The organism is Pseudomonas sp. MF6394, assembly GCF_002018845.1.
GTDB classification, from domain to species: Bacteria; Pseudomonadota; Gammaproteobacteria; order Pseudomonadales; family Pseudomonadaceae; genus Aquipseudomonas; species Aquipseudomonas lactis.
The window spans coordinates 36108-42563 of record NZ_MVOJ01000045.1 but is presented as its reverse complement, the minus strand read 5'-3'; the positions used below and the strand labels follow the sequence as shown (position 1 = coordinate 42563).

Below are 6456 nucleotides of genomic sequence, written 5' to 3'. Positions count from 1 at the left end.
TTCTTGACGACCATAGAGCATTGGAACCACCTGATCCCATCCCGAACTCAGCAGTGAAACGATGCATCGCCGATGGTAGTGTGGGGTTTCCCCATGTGAGAGTAGGTCATCGTCAAGATTAAATTCCGAAACCCCAATTGCGAAAGCAGTTGGGGTTTTGTTTTGGGCGCTCGAAAAGAACGCCAACTTCCAAAGCCTGCATAGCGTTCCATTGAAGCCTTTTGTACAGATACCTGAATACCAGTCGAACCTTGCGTGTGATCAAGGTTCACAGGTGGTGCGCCGTGTATTTATCTCCACGGTTATGTACCTCACAGACACTCACGTAGCGTCTGAGCTGTGAAACAAAATAATCCCCGTAAACAGGCCCTGCCGCCTGTCCGGATTCAACTGCCCCGGACTATCATGCTGATAGCCCTACCCCTTACCGCAAGGAGCCGCTCGGAACGCCGATGCGCCAGATCTGGAAATCTTTTCGAGCCCTTTATTTCGCCTCCTTGATGATGCTGATCGGCTCCGGCCTGCTTAGTACTTATCTGGCTTTGCGCCTGGCAGCAGACAATGTCGACAGCCTGTGGGTGGGTGCACTGATGGCTGCCAACTATTTTGGCTTGGTGTTGGGCGGCAAGCTCGGGCACCGCCTGATTGCCCGGGTCGGGCATATTCGTGCCTACGCCACCTGCGCGGGGATCGTCGGCGCAGCAGTGCTGGGTCACGGTTTGGTTGATTGGCTGCCAGCCTGGATTGTGCTGCGGATGATCGTGGGCCTGGGGATGATGTGCCAGTACATGGTTATCGAGAGTTGGCTCAATGAGCAGGCAGATGCCAAGCAGCGTGGCGTAGTGTTCAGTGGCTATATGATTGCGTCCTACCTTGGGCTGGTACTGGGCCAACTGATCCTGGTCATGCATCCCCATCTGGGGCTTGAGCTGTTAATGCTCGTGGCGTTGTGCTTCGCGCTGTGCCTAGTCCCGGTGGCCATGACCCGGCGCATTCACCCGGCCCCACTGCACCCTGCCCCGATGGAGCCGCGCTTTTTTATCAAGCGCGTGCCGCAGTCGCTCAGCACCGTGTTGGGTGCTGGGTTGATCGTCGGTTCGTTCTACGGCTTGGCACCGCTCTACGCCTCTCAGCAGGGACTGACGACCGAGCAAGTCGGCCTGTTCATGGGTAGCTGCATTTTTGCCGGATTGGTCGTGCAGTGGCCGCTGGGCTGGTTGTCGGACCGCTATGACCGCGCACTGCTGATTCGTTGCTTTGCCTTGTGCCTGGCGGTGACGGCCTTGCCGTTGGCAATCATGACGCAGGTTCCGCTGGAAGTGTTGTTCGTGGCCGGCTTCTTCTGTTCGCTGGTGCAGTTCTGCCTTTACCCTTTGGCAGTGGCCTTTTCCAATGACCACGTGGAAGGCGATCGCCGGGTGTCACTGACGGCCATGTTGCTGGTGACCTACGGGATCGGCGCCAGCGTGGGGCCGCTGTTGGCCGGCGTGGTGATGAAGCTATTCGGCAGCCAGATGCTCTACGCGTTTTTCAGCCTGTGTGCGTTGATCCTGGTGTGGCGCATTCGACCCAAGGCTGTGACCAACCTGCATCAGGTCGACGACGCACCGCTGCATCACGTGGCAATGCCCGACAGCATGTCCAGTTCGCCCTTGGTGGCTGCCCTTGACCCGCGGGTGGATGAGCAGGTGGTACAGGAGCAGATGCAAGTGACCGTGCCTGATCCAGAGGCTGCCCCTGAAACCGAGGAGCCGACGAGCGAAGAACCGCACGAGGCACCCGACCCGGACGAACATCCCCATGACTTGAGCAGGGCGCGCCCCTGAACGAAAAACGGGCAGATCCCATCAGGATCTGCCCGTTTTTTTATCTCAGCGTCTAACGCTTAAAGATCGTCGTCTTTATCGAAGCGCCGAGCTTCACGCTGTAATTGGTAGACAAAGCGCTCCACTTGACGCTGCACCAAACCACTCATGTTGTGAAAGCGCACGCCGGCAAAGGTGGTATTGATCTTGTCTTCAAAGTGCAGGTAGCGCAGTTCCACGGAGGTGGCCATGCTGCCGAAGGGCAGGGCAGCGATAAAGCGGTCATAGACCTGGCCCAACTGCAGACGCTCGGAGATATCGCCTTCAAAGCGCAATTTGCAGCCGGTTGCCGAGATATCCAGCAGCTTACCGCTGATAGGCGCCTTGAGCTTCTCGCCACCCAACTGAATGTCCACCAATTGCGCGAGCTTGAGAGCGGCGCGGAAGGCATTGCGTCGTTGATGGTAAACCACTTCGCCGGGCAGGCTGCCGCTGTAGATACGGTGGCCGCCTTTTTCGCTGATGGTCAAGGTGCCGTTGCTTTCCCAGGCAACCCGCACACCCTCATGGAAACCTTCGATACGGAAAGCTTCGCCATTCTCAAGATAGCGTTCACCGTCACGGGGAATCATTTCGTCCAGCACCAGCGTCTTGCTGTCCCGGTCGATGTCCACCAGGTAGCTCTGGAAGCGCTGGCTGCGTTCGTGGAAAGTAATGATCAGCGGGTCATGGCTTTCTTGCAGCATCCGCAACGTGCTGGCGATTTCCAGAGGCGTGGTGAGCACCTTGGGTGGCTGCGGTGCATCTTCCGCATTAAGGGCGTTGAACACGGTTCTTCCATCTCCAGGCAAAATACGACTACACGCAAGAACCGGCATTTTGCCAGTATGTAGCGCGCCTTGGATAGGTCACGCTGTAAACCGGCGTCAGGCTTGGCTGCGGGTGCTTGGCTTGACCAGGCGTGAGGTGGAGCCTTGGGCGTTATACAGGGCCGGAGGCTCTCCGCCGTGCAATATGCGCAGCTGATTGGCAGTGGTGGCTTGCTGGAGCTGGATCGACTGACCGTTGAGCAGGTTGGCTTCCTGGCACTGGGCAAGCAAATGATTGAGCTCTTTGCTTTGTGCCAGCAGTTGATCGCCAACTGAAGAGTGGCTGGCCAGTTGTGCCAGGCCGTCATGATCGGCAGGCAGGCCCAGGCTGATCAGAATCTCACTGCGCTTCTTGCCATGCTGTTCGAGCAAGACAATCAGCGACTGTTTGCGCGCCAGGATTTCTTCCAGCAAGGGCATATCCCGGCCGTACAAGGCCAGGGATTCTTCCTTGAGCAACTCGAGCAATTGTTGCGTCGGTGCCAGATCATCAATGATCAGTTGGAGCAAATGTTCGTCGTGGTGCATGGCTGGCCTTGGGTTTTAAGCGTCCAAAAGCCCTGCGCAGGCCTTTGCCTAGCGCTCGGCTTCGAAGTTGAGCAGCTTGCTGGCTACACGGTTGCTGTCGACTTTATAGCTGCCATCGGCGATCGCCTGTTTCAACTCGGCCACGCGGGCTTTGTTGACGACGGGTTGATCGCGCAGCGAGTCAGTGACCTTCTGCAACTGTTGAGCCTCATTGCTCAGGTGTACCGATTCCCCACTCTGGCTGGCGGCGGCCTGCTCTGCTTTGGCAGGCAAGGGCTGCGGCTTGGCTTCTACGCTGTCCTTGGCACCACCGGTGCGCGTATTGCCGGGCAAGGCCGGGGCGTTATTCAAACGACTGAAATCAATGACCATGTTGAAAAACCTCTGGGTATTTGGACGCTTGCCATGTTTTCGGCCATACCCGGGCAAACTTTAGGCTCGATTGACAATAAACCTGTTCGGCTCAATATCCAGCACACAGTGTAGGAAAAGCTGGCATTTGATTCCAGTCATCTATAGCGCCACCTCGACCTGGCCTGGCGCGGTGACTCTCGCCTTGATCACGCGATTGGAGTTGAGGTTCTTGACGCGGATCTGTTCGCTCATGCCGCCGTTGGACAACGCCTCGCCCGGCATTCTGACGTTCAGGCCGCCACTGCTGGCGGAAATCACCACCTGGTCACCTTTGCGAATCACCTCGGCCTGTTCCAGATGAACCAGCGTGAGGACTTGGTCGGTGACCACCGGTCGCGTGAGTTTCTGCCCGACGGCCTGGTCCAGCGACGTCAGGTAGCCCTGGTTGATCAGGCTGATGTCCCGCTCGCGCAACGCCACATCTTCGTAGCCGATGATGCCGGTGCGCTTCAACGGTCGCGCCACGACCACCACGTCGCGAAACAGCTTGACCTGAGCCGGTACAAAAACCGTCCAGGGCGAGGCGCCCTCACAGCGCACCTTTACGGTCACACGGCCGATGGGCTGGGCGGGGCTTTCCAGGGTGGCTGTCAATTCCTTGTCGCACAGTGGCATGCGCAAGCGTGGGTCCAACTGGTTGACCTGAATCTCATAACGCCCCGGCGTCTGGGTGGTCGCCAGATAATCTTCTACAGTGAACTCAAGAAAGCCTTGGGTGACGCCGATAAGTAGATCAGGCAGGGTAACGTTGTCGGCGCGGGCCGTGACGCCCAGGCCCGAGACAAGCAGCGCCAGCGCGGCGCAGAGCAGTCTGCGGTAGCGTGAGCGGCCAGGGTGTCGGGAAACTGTCGTTTTAATATCCATACTCAGTAAATAGCAAAGCTCGTGCCGTTTAGTGTTGGGTACGCGTCGTACCCCTAGGATTTAGGAGTCTGGGCATGGCAGGTGTAATGGATTCAGTAAACCAGCGCACACAGCTGGTAGGGCAGAATCGCCTGGAGTTGTTGCTTTTCCGCCTGGATGGCAATCAGTTGTATGGCATCAACGTGTTTAAAGTGCGTGAAGTGCTGCAATGTCCCAAGTTGACGATCATGCCCAAGTCCAGTCCGGTGGTGTGTGGCGTGGCCAACATTCGTGGCGCGACCATTCCGATTCTTGACCTGGCAATGGCCACAGGGGCCGCGGGTTTGCAAGACCGCCAGAACCCTTTCGTGATCATCACCGAATACAACACCAAGACCCAGGGTTTCCTGGTGCGCTCGGTGGAGCGCATCGTCAATATGAACTGGGAAGAGATCCATCCGCCGCCCAAGGGCACGGGGCGCGATCACTACCTGACGGCGGTGACGCGGGTCGATAACCAGTTGGTGGAAATTATCGACGTGGAGAAGATCCTCGCCGAAGTGGCCCCTACCTCGGAAACCATCTCCGTTGGCGTGGTGGATGCCGAAACGGCACACAAGGCGGTTTCGCTGCGCGTGTTGACCGTGGACGACTCTTCCGTGGCGCGCAAGCAGGTCACACGTTGCCTGCAAACCGTCGGGGTGGAGGTGGTAGCCCTCAATGACGGCCGACAAGCCCTGGATTACCTGCGCAAGCTGGCGGACGAAGGCAAGAAGCCCGAAGAAGAATTCTTGATGATGATCTCTGACATCGAGATGCCGGAAATGGATGGCTACACGCTCACGGCCGAGATACGTAATGATCCACGCATGCAAAAATTGCATATCATCCTGCATACTTCGTTGTCGGGGGTATTCAATCAGGCAATGGTCAAGAAGGTCGGTGCGGATGACTTTCTGGCCAAATTCCGTCCTGATGACCTCGCATCCCGGGTAGTCGACCGGATCAAGGCAGCAGATCACGGCTAGGGGATGTCCCCTGGCGGTCACACGATTTAAGAGGCGGCATCATTGTCTACGGGTAATTTGGATTTCGAACAGTTCCGGGTCTTCCTGGAAAAAGCCTGTGGCATATTGCTCGGTGAAAACAAGCAGTACCTGGTATCCAGCCGCCTCAACAAGCTGATGGAACAGCAGGGCATCAAATCCCTGGGTGAGTTGGTCCAGCGGATCCAGGGTCAGCCGCGCAGTGGGCTTAAAGAAATGGTGGTTGATGCCATGACCACCAACGAAACCTTATGGTTTCGCGATACCTATCCCTTTGAAGTGCTCAAGAACAAAGTGTTGCCGGAAGCCATCAAGGCCAGCCCGGGCCAGCGCCTGCGTATCTGGTCGGCGGCCTGTTCTTCGGGGCAGGAGCCGTACTCGATCTCAATGTCCATCGACGAGTTCGAGCGGACCAACATGGGCCAGTTGAAAGCCGGCGCGCAAATTGTGGCCACGGATTTGTCCGGCACCATGCTCACCAACTGCAAGACCGGTGAGTACGACAGCCTGGCGCTGGGCCGAGGCTTGTCCCAGGAACGCCTGCAACGCTACTTCGATCCCAAAGGGGCAGGGCGTTGGGCGATCAAGGCGCCGATCAAGAACCGCGTCGAATTTCGCTCGTTCAACCTGCTCGACAGCTACGCGAGCCTGGGCAAGTTCGACATGGTGTTCTGCCGCAACGTGCTGATCTATTTCTCGGCTGAAGTGAAGAAAGACATCCTGTTGCGCATCCACGGCACCCTCAAGCGCGGAGGTTATCTGTTCCTCGGTGCTTCCGAGGCGCTCAATGGGCTGCCGGATCACTTCCAGATGGTGCAATGCAGCCCGGGGATCATCTACCAGGCCAAGTAAGCCGCACCCGATCAAAAATGTGGGAGCGGGCTTGCTCGCGAATGCGTTCTGTCAGCCAGAGATAAATTGGCTGACCCACCGCATTCGCGAGCAAGCCCG

7 protein-coding genes and 1 rRNA gene are annotated in these 6456 nt (G+C 57.6%); 4 read left to right on the top strand and 4 right to left on the bottom strand.

Annotation, left to right across the window (positions count from 1 at the left end):
- Positions 1-2 precede the first annotated feature (2 nt).
- Positions 3-118 (top strand): 5S ribosomal RNA (rrf, locus tag MF6394_RS30370).
- 334 nt (positions 119-452) lie between these two features.
- The gene (locus MF6394_RS30365; protein WP_078468146.1) at positions 453-1826 is read left to right on the top strand and encodes an MFS transporter; all 1374 of its coding nucleotides are present in this window, start codon (positions 453-455) and stop codon (positions 1824-1826) included.
- Between the two features lie 59 nt (positions 1827-1885).
- Here MF6394_RS30365 and MF6394_RS30360 read toward each other — a convergent pair whose 3' ends face one another.
- The 4 genes from MF6394_RS30360 to flgA form a co-directional block, all read right to left on the bottom strand.
- Positions 1886-2635 (bottom strand): flagellar brake protein, encoded by a 750-nt coding sequence (locus MF6394_RS30360; protein ID WP_078468145.1) that lies wholly within the window; start codon positions 2633-2635, stop codon positions 1886-1888.
- A 96-nt stretch (positions 2636-2731) separates the two neighbouring features.
- The gene (locus MF6394_RS30355; RefSeq protein ID WP_014719584.1) at positions 2732-3202 is read right to left on the bottom strand and encodes a flagella synthesis protein FlgN; all 471 of its coding nucleotides are present in this window, start codon (positions 3200-3202) and stop codon (positions 2732-2734) included.
- A gap of 48 nt (positions 3203-3250) precedes the next feature.
- On the bottom strand, positions 3251-3574 hold the full coding sequence (gene flgM, locus MF6394_RS30350) for a flagellar biosynthesis anti-sigma factor FlgM (protein ID WP_003193581.1): 324 nt from the start codon (positions 3572-3574) through the stop codon (positions 3251-3253).
- 141 nt (positions 3575-3715) lie between these two features.
- Complete coding sequence (gene flgA, locus MF6394_RS30345) at positions 3716-4480, bottom strand: flagellar basal body P-ring formation chaperone FlgA (protein WP_044267596.1); 765 nt, start codon at positions 4478-4480, stop codon at positions 3716-3718.
- A 74-nt stretch (positions 4481-4554) separates the two neighbouring features.
- Between flgA and MF6394_RS30340 the strand changes: the two genes are divergently transcribed.
- A complete protein-coding gene (locus MF6394_RS30340) occupies positions 4555-5487 on the top strand; it encodes a chemotaxis protein CheV (protein ID WP_003193578.1) in 933 nt (310 codons plus the stop codon).
- 42 nt (positions 5488-5529) lie between these two features.
- Entirely contained in the window at positions 5530-6357 is an 828-nt protein-coding gene (gene cheR, locus MF6394_RS30335) for a protein-glutamate O-methyltransferase CheR (RefSeq protein WP_014719581.1), read from the top strand.
- The last annotated feature ends 99 nt before the right edge of the window (positions 6358-6456 follow it).